Origin of the sequence: Labrys monachus (assembly GCF_030814655.1) — a bacterium.
Classification (GTDB): Bacteria; Pseudomonadota; Alphaproteobacteria; order Rhizobiales; family Labraceae; genus Labrys; species Labrys monacha.
On record NZ_JAUSVK010000001.1, the window covers coordinates 2,462,986 to 2,487,031 of the forward strand.

The 24,046-nt window shown below is 67.2% G+C and carries 23 protein-coding genes; 14 read left to right on the forward strand and 9 right to left on the reverse strand.

The window, feature by feature from the left end; all coding sequences use genetic code 11:
• Nucleotide 1: 1 nt before the first annotated feature.
• The 5 genes from nusA to J3R73_RS11130 form a co-directional block, all read right to left on the reverse strand.
• Complete coding sequence (gene nusA / locus J3R73_RS11110) at nt 2–1,600, reverse strand: transcription termination factor NusA (RefSeq protein ID WP_307426337.1); 1,599 nt, start codon at nt 1,598–1,600, stop codon at nt 2–4.
• 12 nt (nt 1,601–1,612) lie between these two features.
• The gene (gene rimP / locus J3R73_RS11115) at nt 1,613–2,305 is read right to left on the reverse strand and encodes a ribosome maturation factor RimP (RefSeq protein ID WP_370879889.1); all 693 of its coding nucleotides are present in this window, start codon (nt 2,303–2,305) and stop codon (nt 1,613–1,615) included.
• A 233-nt stretch (nt 2,306–2,538) separates the two neighbouring features.
• Nucleotides 2,539–3,057, reverse strand: a complete 519-nt coding sequence (locus J3R73_RS11120; RefSeq protein WP_307426340.1) for a transposase — start codon at nt 3,055–3,057, stop codon at nt 2,539–2,541.
• Between the two features lie 123 nt (nt 3,058–3,180).
• Nucleotides 3,181–3,819, reverse strand: coding sequence for an acyl-homoserine-lactone synthase (locus tag J3R73_RS11125; protein WP_307426343.1), 639 nt, complete (start codon nt 3,817–3,819; stop codon nt 3,181–3,183).
• A gap of 76 nt (nt 3,820–3,895) precedes the next feature.
• Nucleotides 3,896–4,792, reverse strand: a complete 897-nt coding sequence (locus J3R73_RS11130; RefSeq protein ID WP_307426347.1) for a LuxR family transcriptional regulator — start codon at nt 4,790–4,792, stop codon at nt 3,896–3,898.
• A 154-nt stretch (nt 4,793–4,946) separates the two neighbouring features.
• Here J3R73_RS11130 and J3R73_RS11135 point away from each other — a divergent pair, with 154 nt between their 5' ends.
• On the forward strand, nt 4,947–5,162 hold the full coding sequence (locus J3R73_RS11135) for a hypothetical protein (RefSeq protein WP_307426350.1): 216 nt from the start codon (nt 4,947–4,949) through the stop codon (nt 5,160–5,162).
• Nucleotides 5,163–5,245: 83 nt separating this feature from the next.
• On the opposite strand, the gene J3R73_RS11140 is transcribed toward J3R73_RS11135, so the two are convergent.
• The gene (locus J3R73_RS11140) at nt 5,246–5,704 is read right to left on the reverse strand and encodes an FxsA family protein (RefSeq protein ID WP_307426353.1); all 459 of its coding nucleotides are present in this window, start codon (nt 5,702–5,704) and stop codon (nt 5,246–5,248) included.
• 221 nt (nt 5,705–5,925) lie between these two features.
• Between J3R73_RS11140 and J3R73_RS11145 the strand changes: the two genes are divergently transcribed.
• The 9 genes from J3R73_RS11145 to J3R73_RS11185 all read left to right on the forward strand — a co-directional run bounded on the left by J3R73_RS11145 (nt 5,926) and on the right by J3R73_RS11185 (nt 15,678).
• Entirely contained in the window at nt 5,926–6,630 is a 705-nt protein-coding gene (locus J3R73_RS11145; RefSeq protein WP_307426355.1) for a Tim44/TimA family putative adaptor protein, read from the forward strand.
• Between the two features lie 61 nt (nt 6,631–6,691).
• Nucleotides 6,692–7,900, forward strand: a complete 1,209-nt coding sequence (gene mltA, locus J3R73_RS11150) for a murein transglycosylase A (RefSeq protein ID WP_307426356.1) — start codon at nt 6,692–6,694, stop codon at nt 7,898–7,900.
• Nucleotides 7,897–8,514, forward strand: a complete 618-nt coding sequence (locus J3R73_RS11155) for a Smr/MutS family protein (RefSeq protein ID WP_307426359.1) — start codon at nt 7,897–7,899, stop codon at nt 8,512–8,514. Before mltA ends, J3R73_RS11155 begins: the two co-directional genes overlap by 4 nt.
• Nucleotides 8,511–8,873 (forward strand): helix-turn-helix domain-containing protein, encoded by a 363-nt coding sequence (locus J3R73_RS11160; RefSeq protein WP_307426362.1) that lies wholly within the window; start codon nt 8,511–8,513, stop codon nt 8,871–8,873. Before J3R73_RS11155 ends, J3R73_RS11160 begins: the two co-directional genes overlap by 4 nt.
• Nucleotides 8,874–9,072: 199 nt before the next feature.
• On the forward strand, nt 9,073–11,703 hold the full coding sequence (gene mprF, locus J3R73_RS11165) for a bifunctional lysylphosphatidylglycerol flippase/synthetase MprF (protein WP_307426365.1): 2,631 nt from the start codon (nt 9,073–9,075) through the stop codon (nt 11,701–11,703).
• A gap of 336 nt (nt 11,704–12,039) precedes the next feature.
• The gene (locus J3R73_RS11170) at nt 12,040–13,527 is read left to right on the forward strand and encodes a 6-hydroxynicotinate reductase (protein ID WP_307426368.1); all 1,488 of its coding nucleotides are present in this window, start codon (nt 12,040–12,042) and stop codon (nt 13,525–13,527) included.
• Entirely contained in the window at nt 13,524–14,414 is an 891-nt protein-coding gene (locus J3R73_RS11175; RefSeq protein ID WP_307426371.1) for a UPF0280 family protein, read from the forward strand. The genes J3R73_RS11170 and J3R73_RS11175 overlap by 4 nt, the downstream gene beginning before the upstream one ends.
• Nucleotides 14,407–14,991 (forward strand): amino acid synthesis family protein, encoded by a 585-nt coding sequence (locus tag J3R73_RS11180; RefSeq protein WP_307426374.1) that lies wholly within the window; start codon nt 14,407–14,409, stop codon nt 14,989–14,991. Before J3R73_RS11175 ends, J3R73_RS11180 begins: the two co-directional genes overlap by 8 nt.
• 90 nt (nt 14,992–15,081) lie before the next feature.
• Nucleotides 15,082–15,678 carry an amino acid synthesis family protein gene (locus J3R73_RS11185; protein WP_307426375.1) on the forward strand — a complete coding sequence of 199 codons (597 nt, stop codon included), beginning with the start codon at nt 15,082–15,084 and terminating at the stop codon, nt 15,676–15,678.
• A 117-nt stretch (nt 15,679–15,795) separates the two neighbouring features.
• Here the strand turns inward: J3R73_RS11185 and J3R73_RS11190 are convergent, their stop codons facing one another.
• Nucleotides 15,796–16,434, reverse strand: a complete 639-nt coding sequence (locus J3R73_RS11190) for an SEL1-like repeat protein (RefSeq protein WP_307426379.1) — start codon at nt 16,432–16,434, stop codon at nt 15,796–15,798.
• A 322-nt stretch (nt 16,435–16,756) separates the two neighbouring features.
• Complete coding sequence (locus J3R73_RS11195) at nt 16,757–17,425, reverse strand: cytochrome c oxidase assembly protein (RefSeq protein WP_307426382.1); 669 nt, start codon at nt 17,423–17,425, stop codon at nt 16,757–16,759.
• 136 nt (nt 17,426–17,561) lie between these two features.
• Here J3R73_RS11195 and J3R73_RS11200 point away from each other — a divergent pair, with 136 nt between their 5' ends.
• The 4 genes from J3R73_RS11200 to J3R73_RS11215 all read left to right on the forward strand — a co-directional run bounded on the left by J3R73_RS11200 (nt 17,562) and on the right by J3R73_RS11215 (nt 23,320).
• Complete coding sequence (locus J3R73_RS11200; protein ID WP_307426384.1) at nt 17,562–18,011, forward strand: MerR family transcriptional regulator; 450 nt, start codon at nt 17,562–17,564, stop codon at nt 18,009–18,011.
• A gap of 9 nt (nt 18,012–18,020) precedes the next feature.
• A complete protein-coding gene (locus tag J3R73_RS11205) occupies nt 18,021–19,799 on the forward strand; it encodes an acyl-CoA dehydrogenase C-terminal domain-containing protein (RefSeq protein ID WP_307426387.1) in 1,779 nt (592 codons plus the stop codon).
• Between the two features lie 105 nt (nt 19,800–19,904).
• Nucleotides 19,905–21,113 (forward strand): acetyl-CoA C-acetyltransferase, encoded by a 1,209-nt coding sequence (locus J3R73_RS11210; RefSeq protein WP_307426389.1) that lies wholly within the window; start codon nt 19,905–19,907, stop codon nt 21,111–21,113.
• Nucleotides 21,113–23,320: an FAD-dependent oxidoreductase gene (locus J3R73_RS11215; protein WP_307426392.1), complete on the forward strand. Its 2,208-nt coding sequence runs from the start codon at nt 21,113–21,115 to the stop codon at nt 23,318–23,320. The genes J3R73_RS11210 and J3R73_RS11215 overlap by 1 nt, the downstream gene beginning before the upstream one ends.
• Before the next feature lie 191 nt (nt 23,321–23,511).
• Here J3R73_RS11215 and J3R73_RS11220 read toward each other — a convergent pair whose 3' ends face one another.
• Nucleotides 23,512–24,042, reverse strand: a complete 531-nt coding sequence (locus J3R73_RS11220; RefSeq protein WP_307426396.1) for a transposase — start codon at nt 24,040–24,042, stop codon at nt 23,512–23,514.
• Nucleotides 24,043–24,046: the final 4 nt, after the last annotated feature.

A 24,046-nucleotide genomic window follows, 5' to 3' on the forward strand; every position in this document is an offset into this window, starting at 1 on the left:
GTCATGCTCCATGCTCGGCGAGAGCGGCGGTGTCAGGGACCGGCGCCGGGGCCGGAGCCTCGATCCAGCCGGCCTTGACGCGGGCCGCCATGATGATCGCTTCCGCCTCGTCGCGGCTGAGGTCGAATTCGTCGAGATAGCCGGCGTTCTTGGTCGTCTCGCCGTCCTTGCGTTCCGTCCAGCCGACGAGATCGTCGGTGGCGCAGCCCGCCAGGTCCTCGACCGACTTGACGTCGTTCTCGCCGAGCGCCACCAGCATGGCCGTGCTCAGGCCCTCGATGCCCTTGAGGTCGTCCTCGACGCCCAGCGTCTTGCGCTTGCCGTCGAGTTCGGCTTCCAGCGCGTTGAGATAGTTGCGGGCGCGGGTCTGGATCTCTTCGGCGGTCTCCTCGTCGAAGCCTTCGATCGACGACACGTCGGACGGATCGACATAGGCGACCTCCTCCACCGTGCGGAAGCCTTCGGACGCCAGGAGCTGGCCCACCACCTCGTCGACGTTGAGGGCGTTCATGAAGGTCTGCGTACGGGCCACGAATTCCTTCTGGCGCCGTTCGCTCTCTTCCGCCTCGGTGAGGATATCGATATCCCAGCCGGTCAGCTGCGAAGCGAGGCGGACGTTCTGGCCGCGCCGGCCGATGGCGAGCGAAAGCTGGGCTTCCGGCACGACGACCTCGATCTTCTCGGAATCCTCGTCCAGCACCACCTTCGACACCTCGGCGGGCTGCAGGGCATTGACGATGAAGGTGGCGACGTCCGGCGACCACGGGATGATGTCGATCTTCTCGCCCTGCAATTCGCCGACGACGGCCTGCACGCGCGAGCCGCGCATGCCCACGCAGGCGCCGACCGGATCGATGGAGGAATCGCGGGAGATCACGGCGATCTTGGCGCGCGAGCCCGGGTCGCGGGCGACCGCCTTGACCTCGATCACCCCGTCATAGATCTCCGGCACTTCCTGCTCGAAGAGCTTGGCCATGAACTGGGGGTGGGTGCGCGACAGGAAGACCTGGGGCCCGCGCTGTTCGCGGCGCACGTCGAAGAGATAGGCGCGCAGGCGGTCCCCCGGCCGGAAGACTTCGCGCGGGAGGAGTTCGTCGCGGCGCACCACGGCCTCGCCGCGGCCGAGATCGACGACGACATTGCCATATTCGACCCGCTTGACGAGGCCGTTGACCACGGTGCCGACACGGTCCTTGAACTCGTCGAACTGGCGGTCGCGCTCGGCTTCGCGCACCTTCTGCACGATGACCTGCTTGGCCGACTGGGCGGCGATGCGGCCGAAATCGAAGGGCGGCAGCGTCTCGGCGATCCAGTCGCCGACCTGCGCGGCCGGATTCTTGCGACGCGCGTCCTCGATCAGGATCTGCGTCGCGTCGTTCTCGATCTGGTCGACGACGAGGAGCAGCCGGGAGAGGCGGATCTCGCCCGTCTTGGGATTGATCTCGGCGCGGACTTCGGTCTCCTGGCCATAGCGCGAACGGGCGGCCTTCTGGATCGCATCTTCCATGGCGGCGAGCACGATCTGACGGTCGATCACCTTTTCGCGGGCGACGGCATCGGCAATTTGCAGAAGTTCCAGGCGATTCGCGCTGACGGCCATGGTTCTTTCCTCTCAGCGGGTTCTTGGTGGTTTATCGGAACTTTCCAGCTCCGGGGCGTCATCGATCTCCAGGCCGTCCTGCTCGGCCGCCTCGATCTGCGCGGCGAGAGCCTTGGAGGCGGCCTTGGCGCGGCGCAGGGATTCCGACACCAGCGCATCGGTCAACACCAGCCGCGCCTCGCTCATGTCGTCGATCTTCAGCTCGACGTCGGTGGCTTCGCCCGGCTGGGCGTCGGTGCGGCGGAGCCTGGCCTTGCTGCCTTCGCCCCCGAGGAGGATGCCGCGGAACTTCCGCCGGCCGGCGACGATCAGGGTCATGTCGATCCTGGCTTCGTGCCCGGCCCAGCGTTGGAAATCGCTGGCCCTGACGAGCGGTCGGTCGATGCCCGGAGAGGAGACCTCCAGGTGATAGGCGGTGCCGACGGGATCGTCGACGTCGAGGACGGGGGAGATCGTCTTGCTGATCAGCTCGCAATCGTCCACCGTCATCGTTCCGTCCGGCCGTTCGGCCATGATCTGCACCGTGCAGCCATTATTGCCGTTGAGGCGGACGCGCACGAGGCGGTAGCCCATCGGCAGGATGGTGCGTTCGACGATTTCCGCCACGCGTGCGGCAACGCCCGTCTCGGTGAGACGGCGCGGCTCGTGCAGGGCGTCGGTGGCCAGGCCGATTTCGTTGGCGATGATGGTTACAGCTTCGGTCAAGCAATCCTCGAAACAAAAAGAGCGGGTCCCGGGAGGGCCCCACTCTCAAAATCACGATCCAGGATCGTCTATGAGATGTCTCACTAAGACACCATCAATATAGTCGTTTCGACCTCCTGCGCAAGCGCTAATAGAAGATCGGGCGCCGATTCCCCACGATGGGGTCTCGCATCGCAATGCGGTGCCGCGAAACGGCGCACGCCGGCCGCGGCGCCAGCGGGCGGCGCCTGGCGTCAGACCCGCTCCCGGCCTTCCAGATAGCCGTGCCTCGCCACCGGGATCGGCGGGAAGCGGTTCGACGGCCCGAAGCCCTGACGGCCATCGGTGGAGGACATGAGGGCGGCCCTGATCGTCACGGGGGGGCTGGATTTTGCCCGCAGCGCCTCGACATGGTCGATCAGGAGTTCCCTGATGCTCTTCCCCTTCGAGGCCGCCGCCTGCATCTCGCCATGGACGGACGTGCCGTCGATCATGTGCCGCCAATTGTCGGTAAGGCCGAGATCGAAGAGCGGGACCAGCATCTCGTCCCAGATCCCCTGTTCGGCCCAGCGGCGGAAGCGGACATAGACGGAGTTCCACTTGCCGTAGCGCTTGTGCATGTTCCGCCACGGGCAACCCGCGCGCAGCACCTGCAGCATTCCGTTCAAAAACATCCTGTTGTCCCGGGCAGGACGCGATTTGCGTCCCCGCTCGGGCGGCAACAATTCTCCGATGATCTTCCATTGTTCGTCGGTCAGATCGCCATGGGCCATGGCTGCCTCCAAAATTCCGTGAAGCGCGCTTCCGCTCTTCGAAATAACTTTGTCAACACGACGCACTTAGTCATCCGCGCAAACGGCGGCTGGCATGGCGGCGGCGTATCAGGCGACGGCGTGTCAGGCGGCGACGGCGTGGTATCGGGCGTTGCCGTTCAGGACGCTTGCGTTGATGTGGCCGGCCGAGGCGATCCGCTGTCTCATCTCCTCGGAGATTTCGAACAGCCCGGCATAGGTCATCACCTGGCCGATGCGGGTGGGGACGCCGATGATGTCGGCCGGACAATTGGCCAGCTTGAAGATCCGGGCCATCCGCGCATCATAGACCGAGACCACGAAATCGATACCGGCGAGGAGGCCGACCTCGACGATGCCGCAGAGCAGTTCGGTGGTCACGGCATGCAGGCGGCGGGAGCCGTCGGTCGCCAGGTTCGGATCGATCGCGAAGCGCGAGCTTTCCCAGATCAGCGGGCTTTCGACCACTTCGCCGTCGGGCAGGAGCACCGAGAACACGTCTCTGAGCATGTTCGGCCCGGTCGTCGGCAGGAGGCGCAGGCCACCTTCGACACGCCCGGTCTCCTGGTTGCGGGAGACCAGATAGAGCGGATCGCAATCGTCGAAGCGATCGATCTCGCGGCCGTTCTCGACCCTGACGTCCCAATTGAGCCGGTCCTTGAACACGCTGGCACGCATTCTGTAGATCGCGTCAAGGGTTTCGGCATGTAGATGACGGTCGCTACTTTGAATGATTTCGATCATTGCCACAGAACCTCAGTTGAAACTGAGCAAACTTAGTAACAATGAACTCCTAAAAAAATACCGCACATTTGACGGGTTACCGACTCCCGAAAAAAATGCTCATATTCAGTGCCTTAGCAACGGCATGGGTAACGTTGGTGGCGTTCAGCTTGTTGCGGGCGATATCGAGATAAAAACGGACGGTCCGATCCGAAAGGGAGAGAATGGTGGCGGTTTCCGAAACCGTCTTGCCGCGGGCGACCCATTTGAGGCATTCGATCTCACGCGGAGAAAGATGGATCTCCTCCTCCTTGACCGCTTCGGTGCGGAGGATGGCGTTGTGGATATGGTAGGCCAGCACCTGGAAGTCCCGCATGAAAGTCCGCAGGGTCTTGTCCCACTCGCCGTCCTGGGCGTCGCTGGTGATGGTGAAGAGCGCTCTTTCGCCGTGCCGGCCGCGGATCGGAAAGGTGAGGCCCTGCCGGCCCAGCCCGAATTCCGCGGCCTGGCCGAAAAACGTGCGCAGCTTGGGCGCCTTGATATCGAATTTGCGCCAGTCGATGGGCAGGATGGACGAGAAGCCTTCGGTCAGCACCGGGTCGATGCGGACGAAATTTTCCTGCTTGTAATGCTCGATCCAGTCATTGCTGTAGGTAACCGCGAGATAAGGCTCTTCGGTCGCGATGTCCGGGATGTTGATGGCGAAGTAGGCCGCGGTCCGCAGGCCGTATCGTTCGGTGACGCAATTGAGCAGGTTTCTGACGCCGGCGGACGTCGGGACGTGGTCGAGCTCGTCGACGATATCATAGTATATTCTGTCGAGCGCCTTCATCGGCCGATCCTTAACGCAATCTGACACTAGATGATAGAGCAAGGTTCCTTTTCTTGCCAGCTTGGGAAGTGACCGGGAGCGAGTCGGGATAGTCTGTCGTAATGGTAAATCGAAAAAAAATATGCAGTATAATATGTCGATATGCCCGGTCGGAGCGTCCATAACTGGTCGCGGAGCGGAGTTGAGAGGGGCAGGATCGCTCAGGGGATTGGAAGTAATAAAATTATATACGAAAAATTATAGTGAGGACGGGCGTTTTTCTGTTCCAGCGATATAATTTTGCTTTTTCGTTCCGACTGAAAGGAGTGCCGTGAAAATGGAATCCAGGCTTGACGAAATCTCGCCCTTTCAAAGCGACAGAACATCGGTCACGATCGACAGGGATACAGGGGCGATTACGATCGACGTTGTTGCCGACGGCTTCGTTCGAATTGTCCTGACGGCGGATGGCGACATCGAGTTTGATGGACGCAGCCTCCTCAACACCATTCAATGGACAGACTTCTCCGACGATATTGTCACGCGAGGATAGGACGAAATCGTGGAAAAAAGGTTAATGCCGTGACGCTCGTCCGCTGACGGGATGGCTGACGGGCGTCGTGAAGGCGCCGGCCTTCACTCGTCCACCGGCTTCCATTCGTCGCGACCGAGATCGATGACGCCGCGATCGCCGCCGGCCCGAGCAGGTCTGGAAGGCGCCACGGCGCTCCCTTCCTTCCACGATCGAAGCAGCGCCGGCACCATCAGCCCGAATCCGATCGCGTCGGTGACGAAGCCGGGCAGGATCATCAGCGCGCCGCCCGCTGCCAGCATGAGGCTCTCGCGCGCCGCCCCGCCGGAGGCCTCGCCGCTGCCGAAGGCACGCAGGAGGCGCCTGAATGCGGACGAACCCTGGTGCCGCAGCAGGGAGACCCCCAGGAAAGAGGTCGCGATCAGCAGCAGCAGCGTGAGGGACAGGCCGAGCCGGTCCGCAACCCAGAAGAAAGCGGCGAATTCGGCAAAAGGCAGCACCACGAGCGCGGCGAGGCCGAGCCAGAGCCGACGAGGCGGAATGTCGATGCTGCGAGTCGTCATCGGATCCATATTCATCTCGGAGCCCCTCCGCCGGCCGCCCACCCCTGCGGATTCCGCATTCGCTATCCGCCGCAAGGAGGCCATGTTTGGCCGCCATGATGGGACAAGCCATTGGCATAGCGGCCGTTCCATACCATATAGGCGTGGATTGTGGCATTGCCACGGTTGGATGGAGCCGATATTGCGAGGCTCCTCGCTGGAGCACATGTGCTGAAGGTCAAATGGGCAGCTTCGACATAATCACGCTTATCTTTCTCGGCCTGGCAGTGTTCGTCATTTTCAAGCTCCGCTCGGTGCTGGGGGAACGTACGGGCGCCGAGCCGCCGCCGCCCGAGGTGCTGCGTCGCGACGCTCCCCAGGCGCCCGTCCGGGACGAAAAGATCATCACGCTGCCGCAGCGCACGCCGCCGCCCGTCGAGGAGGCCGAGCCGGAGTCCGCATTCCGCTGGCAGGACTTTGCCGAGGAGGGTTCGGCGCTCGCCGCCGGCTTCGATGCGATCGTCGCGCTCGACCCCACCTTCCATCCCCGCAGCTTCGCCGCGGGCGCCAAGGCGGCCTATGAGATGATCGTCACCGCCTTCAACAACGGCGACCGCAAGGCGCTCAAGAATCTGCTGTCGCGCGAGATCTTCGACGCCTTCTCCCAGGACATCACCGAGCGGGAGACGCGCGGGGAGGCGATCGAATCCAATTTCGTCTCGCTCGACAAGGCCGACATCACCGATGCCTCGGTGAAGGCCCGCACCGCACAGGTCACGGTCCGCTTCGTTTCGCAGATGATCACCGCCACCCGCGACAAGGCCGGCACCGTGGTCGACGGGAGCCTCGACCGGATCGTCAACGTCAAGGATACCTGGACATTCTCCCGCGACACCGCCAGCAAGGATCCCAATTGGCGTCTCGTCGCCACCGGCGACGGCGAATAGGGGAGCGCCGCGTCGTTCCCGGTGACGGACCGATGCGCCGCGGCAAGGACGAACCGTGCGGATGTTGTGGACAGCCAGCCTTGCACTGGCGCTTTCGGTGACGAGCGGCCTGGCTGCGACCGCCGGCCGCCAGGCGCTTTCCGCGCCGCCGGTGCCGACAGGGGTCGTCGCTTCGCCCGTCGCCTTTTCGGCCATTTCCGGATGGGCGCGCGACGACCATGCCCGTGCCTGGAGCGTGTGGCTCGCATCCTGCAAGTCGCAGGCCGAGGGCAATCCGCCCTTGCGGGACGGCGTGCCGATTCCCGAGGCGCTTGCCGCCGTCTGTCGGGAGGCGCTCGCGCTCGGTCCGCAGGACGATCGTTCGGCGCGTCGTTTCTTCGAGAGCCGCTTCGCCGCCTGGCGCATCCGCCCGAACGGGGGCGGGGCCTTCTACACCGGCTATTACGAGCCGGAGATCGCCGGATCGCTGGTGCGGGAGGGCGTCTACCAGACCCCCCTTCTCGACCGCCCGGCCGATCTCGTCACCTTCCAGCAGGATGACGTGCCGCCGGGGTTCGAGGGCTACACGGCGGCCCGGCGGCTGCCGGACGGGGCGCTGGCGATCTATCCCGACCGCGCGGCGATCGAGGGGGGAGCGCTGGACGGCCAGGGGCTGGAGCGCGCCTTCGTCGCCGATCCCGTCGACCGCTTCTTCATGCAGGTGCAGGGATCGGGACGCCTCCGCTTGCCGCGCGGCGGCGTCGTCCGCTTCGCCTATGCCGGCCGCAACGGTCACCCCTACACCTCCATCGGCAAGGTCGTGGCGGCCCGGCTCGGCGTGCCGCCGGGCAAGATCACCATGGCGAGCCTGCGCGCCTTCCTCGCCCGCGACCCGCAGGTGGCACGTGACGTCATGCGCGAGAACAAGTCCTTCGTCTTCTTCCGCATCGCGCCTTTCCTCGGTCCGGATGCCGGGCCGATCGGCGGCGAGGGCCTGCCGGTCACTCCGCTGCGCTCGATCGCCGTCGACCGCCGGATCTGGCCCTACGGCCTGCCGGTCTTCGTCGGGACGGCGATCCCCGATGTCGGCGGCGTGCGGCCGCGGCGGATCCGCAAGCTGATGATCGCCCAGGACACCGGCTCGGCCATCGTCGGCGCGGCGCGGGCGGACATCTTCTTCGGCTCCGGCGACGAGGCGGGGGCGCTCGCCGGCGCCGTACGCCATGGCGGGGAGTTCCTCGTGCTCTGGCCGCGCCAGCCGCCGCAGTCCGAGGCGGAAGGCCGGCCATGACCACGCGCCGCCGCCGGGGCCTCAGCAGCGAGGACATCGAACTGTGGACCTATATCACCCGCGACGTCGAGCCGCTGAAGCGCCGCCGCCGACGGATTGCCGCCAAGCCGGCCGAGGAGGTTCCCGCAGCCGTGCCGCCCGGCACGCCCCCGCCGGCGGAAGCCGTCGCTAAGGCCGCCGTCCCCGCCGGGCCGGCCGCTGCCGCCAGGCCGCGGCCCGCGGCGCCCAAGGCGCCCGTCCTGCCGCCGATCGCGCCGATCGACCGCAAGGAGCGGCGCCAGATCGTCCGCGGCGCCCGTGAGATCGAAGCCCGCATCGATCTGCACGGCATGCGCCAGGCCGAGGCGCATGGCGCGCTCCGGGGCTTTCTCGCCATCGCGCAGATGCGCGGCTACAGCATGGTGCTGGTGATCACCGGCAAAGGGGCGGCCGACGAGGCCCTTGTCGCCTTCCACGACGAGCGGGGGGTGCTGCGCCGCGTCGTGCCGCAATGGCTGCGCATGCCGGACATGCGGCCGCTCGTGCTCGGCTTCGAGGAAGCGCATCAGGCGCATGGCGGAGCGGGCGCGCTCTATGTGCGCCTGCGCCGCATCAAGCGAAGCGGCCTGTCATGACGCCGTTCGGCGCGAAACTGCGCGACCTGCGCGCGGCGCGGGGGCAGAACCTCAAATCCATGGCGTCCGCCATCGGCGTATCGCAGGCCTATCTCTCGGCCCTCGAGCATGGCAGGCGCGGCCGGCCGACCTGGCTGCTGATCCAGCGCATCATTGCCCATTTCAACATCATCTGGGACGAGGCGGAAGATCTGCAGCGCCTTGCCGCGCTGTCGGATCCCCGCGTCGTCGTCGACACGGCCGGTCTTTCGCCGGAGGCGACCGAGCTCGCCAACCGTCTGGCGCGCGACATCGGCGCGTTGCCGGAAGACGAGATCCGCGCGCTCCTCCTCCGGCTGCGGGCGGCGGACAAGCGGTGACTGGGGACCGGCATAGGGCTTGCGCATGTCGATGCGGGCGCGCCCGCGCATGCGAGAAATGCCGCCCGGGCCCTTCACAATCCGGTGTCGCCGGGCGCATAAGGCGGGCACGCGAGCGCTTCGGCTCCGGCAGGGACCTTTTCCTCGAGGAAGGGTCGGCGCCGCCGGCGGCCAGGCCGGACAGTTCGGGAGTTGACGGGTGACGGCGAGCAAGGATGAAAACCAGTCGCCGGCGTCGACGATGCTCGTGCCGCCGCCCCGAGGCGGGAAGACGTCGTGGCTGAGGCGGGCTCTGCGTGCCGTGCCCTGGAATTATGTCGGCCCCATCCTCAGCATCGGCCTGTTCGTCGGCGCCCTGGCCGTCCTGGCGTCGCTGTTGCGGGAGGTGAAGCCGGACGAGGTCGCGGCGGCCTTCACCGCGACGCCGACGACGGCGATCATCGTCAGCATCCTGTGCACGGCCTGCTCCTATCTCGCCTTGACAGGCTATGACGGCCTCGCCTTGCGCCAGATCGGCGCCAAGGACATTCCCTATTCGACGGCGGCCATCGGCTCCTTCACCTCCTACGCCATCAGCTACACACTCGGCGTGCCGCTGCTCACGGCGGGCGCGGTCCGCTACCGCGTCTATGGCGGCGCCGGCCTTTCCGCGCCGCAGATCGCGGCGCTGACCCTCGTCTGCACGCTCACCTTCTGGCTCGGCATGGGGGCGGTGCTGGCGCTGGGCTTGGTGCTGGTGCCGGGCTCGGTGGCCGGGGTCGACCACCTGCCCCTGACGCTCAACATGTCGATCGGCGTCGCCATCATCGTCGTCATCGTCGCCTATGTCGCCTATGTGGCGAGCGGCAGGCGTGTCGTCGCGCTCGAAGGCTGGTCGCTGCCGTTGCCGGACGGGCGGGTGACGGCGATACAGATCGTGCTCGGCGTGCTCGATGTCTGCGCCGGCGCCGGCGCGCTCTATGTGCTGCTTCCGGACCAGGCGGCGAGCGTGCCCTTCTTCACCTTCATGGTGATCTATGTGCTGGCCGCCTTCCTCGGCGTCCTCAGCCATGCGCCCGGCGGCATCGGCGTGTTCGAGGCGACCATGCTGGTGGCGCTGCCGGGCATTCCGGAGACCGCCCTGCTGGGCCGGATCCTGCTTTTCCGGGTGATCTATTATTTCGTGCCGTTCGCCCTCGCCTTGGCGATCCTGGGCATCTACGAACTGGCGCGGCGCCGGCATGTCGTCGACAGGCTGGTCGACCAGGCTTCGGGCGTGATGAAGCCGCTGGCGCCGATCCTCGTCAGCGGCGCGGCGTTCCTGGCCGGCACCGCCCTGCTGGTGACGGGCGCGGTGCCGGCCGGCGAAGCCCGTCGCAGCCTCGTCGAGACCCTGATCCCGCTGCCGGTCGTCGAGATCGCGCATGTCGCAGCGACGCTGGCCGGCGTCGCTCTTCTGTTCCTGTCGCGCGGGCTGATCCGCCGGGTCGAGACCGCGTGGCATGCGGCCGGCGTGGTCCTCTCGGTCGCCATCCTCGCCAGCCTGCTGCGAAGCGCAGACTGGCGTTTCGCCCTGGTGCTGTGCGGCGCGTTGCTCGTGCTGGCGCTGAGCCGCCCGGCCTTTCCCCGCGTCGCGCGCCTGTTCGGCCTCGATTTCTCCCCGCTCCTCCTGGGGGCGATCGCCGCGGTGCTCGTCGTGACGACATGGATCGGCTTCTTTGCCTTCCGCTTCGTCGCCTACAGCCCGCAGACGTGGATCAGCTTCGGCTATGGCGAGGAAATGTCGCGTTTTCTGCGGGCGGCTGCCCTCGCCCTGCTTGCCGCGGTCGTGATCGGCGTGCTGAGCTTCCGCTGGAAGGGGGGTATCGCGCTGCTGCCGGCCGCCTCGCTCGATCTTTCCGGCCTGGTGGCGTCGACGCCGTCCGCCGAGGCGCGCCTGGCCCTGCTGCCCGGCCAGACGCTGCTGGCGAGCGATCAGGGCAATGCCGCCATGGTGGTCGCGCGGGCCGGCGCCTCCTCGATCGCCCTCGGCGATCCGCTCGGGCTGCCGGGGCTGGCGCAGGAACTGGTCTGGGTCTTCAGCGAGCGCGCCGAGCGGCAGCGCCTGTGGCCCGTCATCCTGTCCGCCTCGCCGCAGATGCGCTCGGACTATCTCGAGGCCGGCCTGACCCTGACGCCGATCGGCGACCGCGCCTGGCTCGACCTGCCGACACTGGCCGACGAGCCGTTCAGCGGCGCCAATGCCATCTTCGCCTGGGCCGATGCCCAGGGACTGAGCCTCGATCTGGTGCCGGCCGGCGCCATGGCTGCGGCAACGCCGGCGCTGCACGCCGTCTCCCAGGCCTGGCTGACCCGCAGCCCGCATGCGGAGGGCTATTTCACGCTCGGCCGCTTTCTGCCGGAATGGATCAAGGGCAATGATTGCGCCATTCTGCGCCGCGCCGGCGAGATCGTCGGCTTCGCCGTGGTGATGCGCGGCGGCGGCAACGAGGAATGGGCGGTCGACATCCTGCGCTATCTGCCCGAGCTCGGCCCCAACGCGCTCGATTTCATGCTGCTCCGGCTGATGCGCCTGGCCAAGGCGCGCGGCGTCAGGCGCTTCGATCTCGGCCTGACGCCCAATCCCGCCCGCGCCACCGAAAATCTCGGCCCCGCCTGGCAGCGCGTCACGCCGCTCCTGTTCCGCTTCGGCGACCACATCGCCAATTTCGATGCCTTGCGCGGGTTCAAGGCCCGCTTCAACCCGCATTTCGAGCCGCGCTACCTTGCCTGCACCGCCGGCTTCGCCCTGCCGCACATCCTGCAGGACATCACCGCGCTGATCGAAAGAGGCGGCGTCCCCCCGCGCTGAGGTCGAGAGGCGGAGGCGTCGGCGATCGCCGCTTCACATCGTCCACAGATGGCAGATCGGGGCGGCATGCAGAGGCGAGCTTGATGCGCTCGATCCGCAGATTGAAAGGAAAAGCTCCGCAGATCGTAAGCCATCTTGTCGCCGATCGTAACTGAGGGGCCCCGCTCATCGTAACGAGGACGGGTGGAGCAGGGGCGTCGCTCCGGGGGCGCTCCTCCCGAAATCGCTGCCGGTGGATCGGTCTTCCAGGTCTTGACAGGAGCGGCATTCCAGCGCGATTATTGTTAGCATACAAATGAATATATGCCGCCCTCGCGAGGGGCAGAGGCTTGAGCCATGACCGTCCCGAGCGAGCTTCCCGCTGCTGCGACCGCCGACGACAAGATCCGCTGCGATGCCTGTCCGGTGATGTGCTATATCAAGCCCGGCATGGCCGGCGCCTGCGACCGCTACGCCAACGACGATGGCCGGCTGGTGCGGGTCGATCCGCATGTGCTCCTGGAGCGCGCGGTCAGCGGCGGCGGCGACCTCGTGGCGTTCGGCGGCGATGCCGGCTGGGACGGCGGCGTGGTGGCGGGACCGGAGAGGTTCGTCACCGCCATCGGCGCGGGAACCACCTATCCCGACTACAAGCCGGCCCCGTTCATCGTTTCCTCGCAGGTCGACGGCGTCGACATGGTCACCGTGGTGACGGAGGGCATCTTCTCCTATTGCGGCGTCAAGGTGAAGATCGACACCGACCGCTTCGTCGGGCCGGAACAGGCGAGCGTGCGCGTCGCCGGCGAGGCGGTCGGCCACGTCACCACCGGCGAATATGGCTCGCAGATGCTGTCGCTCGGCGGCGTGCACCACCTCACCGGCGGCTCCAAGAAGGAGGGGCGGGTCACCTGCGACGCCCTGCTCGAACTGTGCAACGGCAGGCCGGTCGAGATGACCGTCGACGGCGGCGCCACCCTCGTCATCGAGGCCGGCAAGGCGCCGCGGGTCAACGGCCAGCTCGAGCAGCGCATGCGCGTCGGCTGCGGCTCGGCCACCATCGGCATCTTCGCCAAGCAGTGGGAAGGCAAGGTCGACGAGGTCGTGGTCGTCGACGACCACATCACCGGCGTCCTGTCCGAGCACCAGGCCGGCAAGCTGCTCGGCATCGCCGAGACCGGCATCCGCCTGAAGGGCCGGCGCTCGACTCCCGGGCGCTATTTCCAGGTCGCCCAGCCCGGAACCGGTTGGGGCGGCACCGATATCGACGATCCCCTTGCCATCCTCGGCGCGTTCGATCCCAAGACGGCCTATCCCGGGCTGCGCCTCCTGATGGTCAGCACCACCGGCGAGCATCATGCCTATTTCGAACTCGACGAAAGCCTGCGGCCCGTCCCGCGCGACCTGCCCGCGGCGCTGGTGGAATCGGTCGAGCGCATCAGCGAGAATTGCGAGCCGGCTTTGGCCACCGTGCTGTTCATCGGCGGGGCCGGCGGCTCGCTGCGGGCCGGCGTCACCGAGAATCCGGTGCGGCTGACACGCTCGGTCAAGGATGCGCTGACCTATGTCACCTGCGGCGGCGCGCCCGTCTATGTCTGGCCGGGCGGCGGCATCACCTTCATGGTCGACGTCACCCGCCTGCCGGCCAACGCCTTCGGCTATGTGCCGACGCCCGCCTTGGTGGCTCCGGTGGAGTTCACCCTCCGCCTCGACGACTATGAGGCGATGGGCGGCCATATGGGCCATGTCAGGCCGCTGTCGAGCCTCGGGGGCGGCCTCGGCCTGCGCCATCGCGACGACAATCCCTGGCCCTTCTCGCCGCAGGCCGCCAGAAGGTCGCACGGATGAGGGAGCCGCCGCGAGCCGCATGGCTGGGCGACGGCAGCCGGCTGCATCTCCAGCACGGCCCGATCGATCTCGTCATCGAGGCTTTCGGCCAGGCTGAGGCCGTGCGGGCGGCGCATCAGGCCGCTTCGCGGCGCTTCGACGGGCTCCTCGAAGCGCTCTGCGCCGAGCTCGGGTTGCTGCGCGCGCCGCATCGGCCGGACAGTCCGCGCGCCGATAGTGATGTCGCTCGCCGCATGCAGGTGGCCGTCGCACCCCATGCAGCCGGGCACTACATCACGCCGATGGCGGCGGTGGCGGGCGCGGTCGCGGATGCCGTCCTCGCCGCCATGGTCGCCGCGGCGCCGCTCCGGCGGGCCTATGTCAACAATGGCGGCGACATCGCGCTGCATCTCGCCGACGGCGAGCGCTTCGCCGTCGGCCTCGTCGACCGGCCCGACAGGCCCGGCCTGTTCGGCCGAGGCGAGGTGGCGTCCGCCGATCCGGTCCGCGGCATCGCGACATCGGGCTGGCGGGGGCGCAGCTTCTCGCTCGGCATCGCCGACGCCGTCACCGTGCTGGCCGCCGACGCGGCCGCGGCGGATGCGGCCGCCACCATCGTCGCCAATGCCGTCGACCTGCCCGGCCACCCGGCCATCGACAGGCGGGCGGCCCGCGACCTCCAGCCCGACAGCGATCTCGGCGACAGGCCGGTGACCCGCCACGTCGGCCCGCTCTGCCCGGAGGAGATCGGGCGGGCGCTGGCCTCGGGTGCGGCGATGGCGCAGGATCTTGCCGATAGCGGCCTCATCGTCGCGGCGGCGCTCCATCTTGCCGGCATGACGCGCCTCGTGCCAGCCTCTCATCCGCTCGTCTCTCCCATCCAACCGGAAGCAGTCCGACATGCCTGAAATCCTCCTGCGCAAGCGCGCCATCATCATCGAGGAGATCTTCCACGAAGGCGGGCCGGCCAGCCCGGTGCCGCTTCGGCGCGGCGCCATCCTCAGCGCCATCCGCAATCCCTTCGCCGGCCGCTACGTCGAGGAGATCGCGCCCTTCATGGAAGACCTGAAGCCGCTGGGGCTCGAGATGGCCAGGGCGCTGCTCGCGGCGCTCGGCGGTAATCCCAAGATCGTCGAGGGGTATGGCAAGGGCGCCATCGTCGGGGCGGCCGGCGAGCTCGAGCACGGCGCCCTCTGGCATGTGCCCGGCGGCTACGCCATGCGCGAGATCCTCGGCGACGCCAAGGCGATCGTCGCCTCGACCAAGAAGCTCGGCGCGCCCGGCGCCCGCCTCGACGTGCCCGTGACCCATGTCAACGCCTCCTATGTGCGCAGCCATTTCGACGCGATGGAGGTCGGCCTGCCCGACGGGCCGAAGGCGGACGAGATCGTGGTGGTGCTGGTGATGACGACGGGCCCGCGCATCCATGCCCGCGTCGGCGGCCTCGCCGCCAAGGACGTCAAGGGCGAGGACGGCCTGCGATGAGCGGCCTGCCGTTTCTACCCCTCGCGGCCGGCAACGGCCGCCCCCGATCCTGATATCCGCCCGACAGATCCCAATTTCCGGAACCCCGCCATGCAGCCCGCCACATCCGCCAGGATCCGCAAGATCGTCACTATCGTCGAGGAAGTCCACGCCGAGATGGACCGGCCCATCCACCCGCCGACCCGCCGTGCCGCCGCGGTGGCGGTGATCGCCAATCCCTTCGCCGGCCGCTATGTCGAGGACCTCACGCCGCTGATCGAGATCGGCGAGGAACTGGGCGGCCTCCTGGCCGAACGCGCCGTGGCGGCGCTCGGCATCGACGGGGCCGACGCCGAGAGCTACGGCAAGGCCGCGGCGGTGGGCGAGAACGGTGAGCTGGAGCACGCGGCCGCCATCCTGCATCCCAAGCTCGGCACGCCTGTGCGCAAGGTGCTCGGCAAGGGCGCCGCGCTGATTCCCTCCTCGAAGAAGCGCTGCGGCCTCGGCGGGGTGCTCGACGTGCCGCTCGGCCACAAGGATGCCGCCTATGTCCGCAGCCATTTCGACGGCATGGAGGTGCGCGTGCCCGATGCTCCCCGCGCCGACGAGATCGTCGTCGCCGTCGTCGTCACCGATAGCGGCCGGCCTTTGCCGCGCGTCGGCGGCCTCGCCAAGGACGCCGTCAAGGGCGAGGACGGCCTGCGCTGAAGCGGATGTTTCCCGAGAAAGGCACGCCATCATAAGAAGCAGGATCAAGTTTCGCCCTTCTGCTTCGACGGCTCACGCTGAATCGGAGGGCGCCAACAGGCGACAAGGCGCAGTGATCTAATGCGACTCGATAGGCCCATGCTCGATTTCGAGACGGAGGCGTTTTGCGGCCCGGCAGGCAGGATCGATGTCGCCATTCAGGCAACTGTCGGCCAGAGCGGCCTTGGCTGCGCTTAGATCGCGGGCGGTTCCCTCGCCCCGATAGAGTTCGAGCGCGTACATGGAGCACCCCCACGGATCGTGCGCTTTGCAGGCGATCTCGAAGGAGCGCGTGACGCAACGCGCAGAGGCCGGGCCGTCATCCATCATCGCGGCGGCGCGGTTGGTGCATCCGGATGGCGTGCCGAGTTCGCATGCGCGGTGAAACAGTGCGTTGTAGTCGTCGGTTCTCCGCTTCCGCGGGTCTTCCCTCTGCAGTTCCACCGCCAGCCAGTAGCAGCTAAAGGCGTCCCCCACTTGGCATTGGAGCAGACAGGTGGCCTGATCGGCCTTGCAATCGACATCCGAGTCCAAGGCGAGATCGGGTTGCGTCCCGAAGGCGTCGGCGGGACACGATCTTTGGTGAAAAAGCCATGCCGGACGCTTTGCCAACGTCGCGTGAAGGGCGTCGTCCTGCTGCGACCGCCTTGTGGACGGCGCAAGAAGCAAGGCAGCCAGCGCAAGCCAGTTGAGGAGGAAAACGCGGTGCCCAATCATTGACATCAGCCTCAGCGATAGCCGCTTCGAGCGTCGTAGAGGAAGTCGACAGACCCGACAAGGATGTGTTCAAAGGTTTCCGCGATCTCTGGTTTCGGTATTGTTCCGCCGATGCATCGTATCTTGACGTTGCGTTGATCCATCTGTTCCTTTTGGAGCGAATCCGGACGGCGCAGCCGAACTGTCCATCCGCGCTTGAAACACGGCGTCGACAGGATGGGAAGAAGCGGTCGGGACGACCGCGCTCCCAGGAAGAGAAAGGCGCAAACACGGCGTCACGGCAGGCTCGCTCCGTCCTGGAGCCTCCTTCAACGGCACGACATCACGGTTCCTCGCGGCGGACGGCATCGTTCACGAAGCTGGTGTCGGCGGTGAGCTTCTGCTTCGCCTCGGCGGCGGAGCCGGCCTTGAGGTCGCGCGCGGCGGCGACGTCGTCGGCCGGCAGCCCCTTCTGGTTGTAGAAGGTATAGGACAGCGTCACGTCGTTGATCTTCTGGACGTTCTCGTCGGCGAGCATCGCGTCGTCGAGATAGAAGACGACCGGCATCTGGGCGGATTCGCCGGGGGCCAGCTTTTCCGAGGTGAAGCAGAAGCACTGGATCTTGTAGAAATACGGGGCGACCCCGCTCGGCGTGACGTTGTAGACGGCACGCGCGACCTGCGTCTGCGCCGATTTGTTCCTGGCGTCGAAATAGACGGTGGCGGGGATGCCGACCTCGACCTCGACCGATCGCTGTTCCGGCTTGAAGTCCCAGTCGAGCCCGGGCGCGACATTGGTATCGAAGAACACCGTCAGCTTGCGCCGTGCCTGATGCCCGTCGGCGCTCGGCTTCAGGACGTCGCCTGCGCGCTTGGGCGTGCCGTCGATGCCGGTCGCGTCGCAGAAGGCGCGGTAGAGGGCAGGGGCGTAGGAAACGGTGACCAGCATGCTGCCGACGAAGGCGGTGGCGATGAGAGCGGTGACGCGGATCCGCGCAAGTCTGGGCAACATCAAATCCATTCCCGAAAGCCGGCAAGGTATGCCACGCGGGCGGTCAAGGCACTGTGGCGGATGACCACGGGGGTTTGTCTTGACGTTGACGTAAACGGTAAATAGCTTCGCCTCCCATGACCTGTAAGACGAGGCGATGACGTTGATGACGTTCACCGAGGCCGGCAGTCGCGAGGGGGAAACGCCGGCGCAGGGGATTGTTTCCCGCAAGACCTGCTTCACGATCCGCGACCTCGCCGCCGAATTCGGGGTCACGGCGCGGACGCTGCGCTTCTACGAGGAGAAGGGCCTTCTCGCTCCCGCGCGCAAGGGGCAGGAGCGTCTCTATTCGCGTCGGGACCGGGCCCGGCTGAAGCTCGTGCTGATGGGCCGCAATGTCGGCTTCCCGCTCGAGGACGTCAGGGCCATGCTCGACCTCTACGATCTCGGCGACGGCCAGGCCACGCAATTGCGCGTCGCCCTCGGCCGTTTCGAGGAAAAGCTCGCGGAGCTCGAGCGCAAGCGGCGCGACCTCGACCAGGCCCGTGCCGAGCTCACCCATGCGTGCGAAGTCGTGCGCGCCCGCCTCGCCCGGCAGCCGAAATAGGAGAGAACGATGCCCGTCTACAAAGCGCCCGTCGCGGACGTCATGTTCCTCCTGGAGGACGTGCTGGAGATCGGGCGCTACAGCGGCCTTCCCGGCTTCGAGGACGTCTCCGCGGATACCGTCCGTGCCATCCTCGTCGAGGGCGCCAGGCTCTGCGAGGCGGTGCTGCAGCCCCTGAACGCCAGCGGCGACCGCGAGGGATGCCATCGCGCCGAGGACGGGTCGGTGACGACCCCCAAGGGGTTCCGCGAGGCCTATGAGGCCTATCGCGCCGGCGGGTGGATCGGCCTGCCGGTGCCGACCGCGTTCGGGGGCCTCGGCCTGCCGGCGGTGCTGAACGCGGTGATGCAGGAGTTCGCGTCCGGCGCCAACCTCGCCTTCGGCATGTATCCCGGCCTGACGCAGGGCGCCATCGCCGCCTTGCTGGAGCATGGTTCGGACGAGCAGAAGGCGACCTACCTACCGAAGATGGTGTCGGGCGAGTGGAGCGGCACCATGAACCTGACCGAGCCGCATTGCGGCACGGATCTCGGCCTCATCCGCACCCGCGCGGCGAAGCAGCCGGACGGCTCCTATCGCCTCAGCGGCCAGAAGATCTTCATCTCGGCCGGCGAGCACGACCTGACGGACAATATCGTGCATCTGGTGCTCGCCCGCATCGAAGGGGCGCCCGCCGGCACCAAGGGCATTTCGCTGTTCGTCTGCCCGAAATTCCTGGTCGGCGCGGACGGCACCATCGGCGCGCGCAACGCGGTCACCTGCGGCAAGATCGAGGAGAAGATGGGCATCCACGCCAACGCCACATGCGTCATGAACTATGACGGGGCGAGCGCGTGGCTGGTCGGCGAGGAGAACCGGGGCCTGCCCGCCATGTTCGTGATGATGAACGAGGCGCGCCTCGCCGTCGGCGTCCAGGGGCTGGCGGTCGGCGAGGCTGCCTACCAGAACGCCGCCGCCTATGCCAAAGAGCGCCTGCAGGGCCGCGCGCTCACCGGCGCCAAGCAGGCGGACAAGCCGGCCGATCCCATCATCGTCCATCCCGACGTCCGCCGCATGCTAATGACGGTGCGGGCGCTCAACGAGGGCGGCCGCGCCCTCATGCTGGAGACGGCGTTGCAGGCCGACATCCACCGCCGCGCCGCGGACGAGGCCACCCGACGGGCCGCGGACGACCGCCTCGGCCTGATGACGCCGATCGTCAAGGCGATGCTCACCGAGAACGGCCTCAGGGGCGCGATCGAGAGCCAGCAGGTGTTCGGCGGCCACGGCTATGTCGCCGAGGTCGGCGTCGAGCAGTTCGTGCGCGACGCCCGCATCACCCTGATCTATGAAGGCGCCAACGGCATCCAGGCCCTCGACCTCGTCGGCCGCAAGCTGCCCAAGGACGGTGGACGCGCGATGATGGCCTATCTCGGCGAGCTCCAGGCCTTTCTCGGCCGCCATGCGGCGGACGAGGCGCTGAAGCCCCATATCGATCCCCTGAAGGTCTCGGCCGGACATCTGCAGCAGGCGACGATGTGGCTGATGCAGAACGCGCTCGGCAAGCCGGACAATGCCGGCGCCGCCTCGACCGACTACCTCCACCTCTTCGGGCTGGTGGCGCTCGGCCATATGTGGGCGCGCATGGCGAAGGCGGCGCTGGCGAAGGGGGACGATCCGCTGGCCAGGGCCAAGCTCGTCACCGCGCGCTTCTTCGCCGAACGCCTGCTGCCGGAGACCGGCCTGCGCCTGGCGCGCGTCAGCGCCGGTGCCGGCGGGGTGATGGCGCTGCCGGCGGAGATGTTCTGATGGAGATGTTTTGATCCTGGGACCGCAGGCTTCCAGCCTGCCCTTGCTCTTTGTCTTTGCGGGAAAGCAGGCTGGAAGCCTGCGGTCCCAGGGAGGAATCGCCCGATGACCGATGTCTACATCTACGATGCGGTGCGCACGCCCCGCGGCCGCGGCAAGGCCGACGGCGCTCTCCACGAGGTGACGAGCCTGTCGCTGGCGAGCCAGGCGCTCGCCGCGCTCGCCAGGCGCAGCGAACTGCCCGAGAACGCGGTCGAGGACGTCATCCTCGGCTGCGTCGACCCGATCGGCGAGGCCGGCGGCGATATCGCCCGCATCGCCGCGCTGCATGCCGGGCTCGGCGAGAAGGTGCCCGGCGTGCAGATCAACCGCTTCTGCGCCTCCGGCCTCGATGCCGTGAACCTGGCCGCCGGCCAGGTCGCCGGCGGCCAGAAGGACCTGGTGGCGGCCGGCGGCGTCGAGAGCATGTCGCGCATCGGCATGATGGCCTCGGGCGGCGCCTGGGCCTTCGATCCCTCCAGCGCGGTGCCGACCTGGTTCATGCCGCAGGGCATCTCCGCGGACCTCATCGCCACCAAATACGGCTTCTCGCGTTCCGACGTCGACGCCTATGCCGTCGAATCGCAGCGCAGGACGGCGCAGGCCTGGGACGAAGGCCGCTTCGGCGGCTCGGTGATCCCGGTGCGCGACGTCAACGGCCTCGTCATCCTCGGCCGGGATGAACATATGCGGCCCTCCACCACCATGCAGTCGCTCGCCGCCCTCCGGCCGGCCTTCGTCGAGATGGGCGAGATGGGCGGCTTCGACGCGGTGGCCGTGCAGTCGCATCCGGAAGTCGAGAAGGTCGAGCATGTCCACCATGCCGGCAATTCCTCGGGCATCGTCGACGGCGCCGCGGCGGTGCTGGTGGGGTCCGCCGAAGCCGGCAGCCGCTTCGGCCTCAAGCCGCGCGCCCGGCTCAGGGCGGCCGCCTCGATCGGGTCGGACACCGCGCTGATGCTGACCGGGCCGGTCGACGTGACGGAGCTGATCCTGCGCAGATGCGGCATGAACACCGCCGACATCGACCTTTTCGAGATCAACGAGGCCTTTTCCTCAGTGGTGCTGCGCTACATGCAGGCCTTCGACCTCGATCCCGCCCGCGTCAATCCCTGCGGCGGTGCCATCGCCATGGGCCATCCGCTCGGCGCGACCGGCGCGATGATCCTCGGCACGGCCCTGGACGAATTGGAACGAACCGGCAAGTCGGTGGCGCTGGTGACGCTGTGCGTCGCCGCCGGCATGGGCGCGGCCACGATCATCGAGAGGGTGTGATGGAACTCGTCAATTTCCGCTTCGACGTCGACGCCGACGGCATCGCCCTCGCGATCTGGGACATGCCGGACCGTTCGATGAACGTCTTCACCCCGACGGCGATGGAGGAACTCGGCGGCATCGTCGACCACGTCGTCGCCGACACGGCGATCAAGGGCTGCGTCATCGCCTCCGGCAAGGAGAGCTTTTCCGGCGGTGCCGATCTCACCATGCTCGAAGGGCTGGGGCGCCGCTACGAGGCGGCACGGCACGAGATCGGCGAGGAGAAGGCGATGGAGGTCTTCTTCGCCGACAGCCGCGCCTTGTCGCAGCTCTTCCGCCGGCTCGAGACCTGCGGCAAGCCGTTCGCCATCGCGATCGACGGCATCTGTGTCGGCGGCGCCTTCGAGCTGGCGCTCGCCTGCCACTACCGCATCGGCGCCGCCGACAACGACAAGGCCCGCGTCGGCCTGCCCGAGATCAAGGTCGGCCTGTTCCCCGGCGGCGGCGGCACCATCCGCGTCTCGCGCCTGATGAAGCCGGACCAGGCCCTGCAGATGCTGCTCAAGGGCGAGCAGCTGCGCATGGCGCAGGCGCAGAAGATGGGCCTGATCCATGCCCTCGCGCCCCGCGGCGAACTGGTCGCCAGGGCGAAGGACTGGATCCGCGTCGGCGGCTCGCCGATCGCCCCCTGGGATGTCGACGGTTTCCGCCTGCCCGGCGGGCCGGTCTATTCCAAGGCCGGCACGATGGTCTTCCCGCCGGCCAACGCGATCTACCGCCGCGAGACCTATGACAATTATCCGGCGGCGCGCGCCCTGCTGCAGACCGTCTATGAAGGACTTCAGCTGCCCTTCGACACCGCCTTGAGGGTGGAATCGCGCTATTTCGCCCATGTCCTGCGCAGCCGCGAGGCGGGCGCCATGATCCGCACCCTGTTCGTCTCGATGCAGGACCTCAACAAGGGCGCCCGCCGGCCGGCCGCGCCCAAGGCCGGCCTGAAGCGCATCGGCGTCGTCGGCGCCGGCTTCATGGGCGCCGGCATCGCCTATGTCGCCGCGCTGGCGGGGCTCGACGTCGTGCTCGTCGACCGCGACCAGGAGGCGGCCGACAAGGGCAGGGCCCATTCGGAGAGCCTGATCACCGGGCAGATCCGCAAGGGCCGGGCCACCACGGCGGAGCGGGACGCCTTGCTCGCCCGCATCACCGCGACGCCGGACTATGGCGCGCTCGCCGGCGTCGATCTCGTCATCGAGGCGGTGTTCGAGGACCGCGGCGTCAAGGCTGAGGTGATCGCCAAGGTCGAGGCGGCGATCGGGCCGGACACCATCTTCGCGTCCAACACCTCGACGCTGCCGATCGGCTCGCTCGCCGCGGCCTCGAACAATCCGGCGCGCTTCGTCGGCATCCATTTCTTCTCGCCGGTGGAGAAGATGCTGCTCGTCGAGGTGATCAAGGGCGCAAACACCGGCGACGGGGCGATCGCCACCGCCTTCGACTTCGTCAGGCTGATCCGTAAGACGCCGATCCTCGTCAATGACGGCCGCGGCTTCTTCGCCAATCGCTGCGTGCTCAACTATATCCGCGAAGGCCATCTGATGCTGGGCGAGGGCGTGCCGCCGGCGATGATCGAGAATGTGGCGCGGGCGGCGGGCATGCCGGTCGGCCCGCTCTCGCTCAACGACGAGATCGCCATCGACCTCGCCTGGAAGATCCTGCAGGCGGCGAAGAAGGATCTCGGTCCGGACGCCGTCGATCCCGCCCAGGAGCGGCTGCTCGACGCCATGCTCCACCAGCATGGCCGGCTCGGCCGCAAGAACGCCAAGGGCTTCTATGATTATCCGGCCGTCGGCGCCAAGCGTCTGTGGCCGGGGCTCGCCGAGCTGCAGCCGGCCAAGCTCGATCCGGACACCATCGACATCCCCACCTTGAAGCATCGTTTCCTGGTGACGCAGGCCCTGGAGGCGGCGCGGACGGTGGAGGACGGCATCATCACCGACATGCGGGAGGCGGATGTCGGCTCGATCCTCGGCTTCGGCTTCGCGCCCTTCACCGGCGGGGCGCTGTCCTATATCGACGGCATGGGCACGAAGGCCTTCGTCGCGCTGTGCGACAGGCTCGCCGCCGCCCATGGGCCGCGATTCGAGCCCAACGGCCTGCTGCGTGCGATGGCCGTGAAGGACGAACGCTTCTATCAGCGCTTCAAGCCGGCGCCGAAAGCGGCGTGATGCTCCCGGGACCGCAGGCGTCTCGCCTGCTCTTTCCGGAAGCGCCGCGTTTCCAGAAGCAGGCGAGACGCCAGCGGTCCCGGGAATTATCGTTTCGTTCGATGGTTTGAGGCGCTCGAAAAGCGCCATTGTTCCGGCGTGCTGCACAAGCGAGCCTTGACAGGGTTTTGCTCAATATAGAAGCATGCGGTCTAAAAATGGCGTTCATCGCGTATTCTGCGGTCGAAATACTCCTTGAACCAGACTTGGCCGTCGCGATTCAATGCCTGGTTGATCCGGTGAGCTGAGAACGATTTCCAGGCATGCGCCAGTGAAGACAGGCTGTGTTCCGCCAGGGGTGTCACCAAGGCGTGGACATGATTGGGCATCACGCACCATGCGTGCAGATGGTAGCGTATGCCGTCGAAGAACAGCATGGCGTCCTCGACGATCGCACCGATGTCAGACCGCGCCAAAAAGGCCTCGCCATGGCCTTGATCGAGGACGGCCTCTATGCGCCTTCGCTCCTCGATCTTCGCCTTGCTTTCGGGCCAGGAGGCAAGATCGGCCAGATATCGATCGACGACGGCGCGCGGAAGGGAATCGGCGAGGCGAAAGCAAATCGCCTGAGGTACTTCGCCAGCTTCCCAATGGGGGAGGTACCCCGCGAATGCCATTCCCGACTGGATTTCATGGCCCCTCTTCGAGACCGTATGACTCTTGCTGCAATGCAGCGTTTCCAAGAGC